The following is a 487-nucleotide window of genomic DNA, read 5'->3' as shown; positions in this document are numbered from 1 at the left end:
AAAAACTTTTCATTATATATCTTCACTAACACTATTTTTACATTATATGTATAATGCTATTCTAGTCAACTTTTATAAGGTTCTCGCACTTCTGATGAGATCAAATGCCATAAATCCTAATTTCTCTGTGTGGGTAAATGCGTCCGCTGGTACAGGCAAAACAAAAATCTTAATAGACAGAGTATTGAGACTTTTATTAGAAAACAAAAGAAATATTCTTTGCTTAACATTCACCAATGCTGCAGCAAACGAAATGGAGAATCGCATTCACAGCATACTCAGTAAGTGGGCAATATGTTCAGATAGTGTGTTGGCAGCAGATCTAGAACAACTAGATTTCTTTCCAATNNNNTCCCAGTGCGTGACACTGGGATCCAGAAAAAATAAAGATTATTTAACAAGAGCAAGAAGGCTTTTCTCTGAACTGGAAAATCTTGGTCTAACTATACAAACCATACACGCTCTCCATTACAAATTAATCTCCAGC

1 protein-coding gene is annotated in these 487 nt (G+C 35.0%); it reads left to right on the top strand.

Features of this window, described 5'->3' with window-relative positions; genetic code table 11:
• Positions 1–94 precede the first annotated feature (94 nt).
• Positions 95–487 (top strand): UvrD-helicase domain-containing protein (locus WG67_RS08140; protein WP_458694975.1); only part of this gene is annotated, 393 nt, incomplete at its 3' end.

It is taken from the genome of Wolbachia endosymbiont of Drosophila incompta, from assembly GCF_001758565.1.
In the GTDB taxonomy this organism is placed as follows: domain Bacteria; phylum Pseudomonadota; class Alphaproteobacteria; order Rickettsiales; family Anaplasmataceae; genus Wolbachia; species Wolbachia pipientis.
This window is presented reverse-complemented; position numbering and strand designations above follow the sequence as displayed.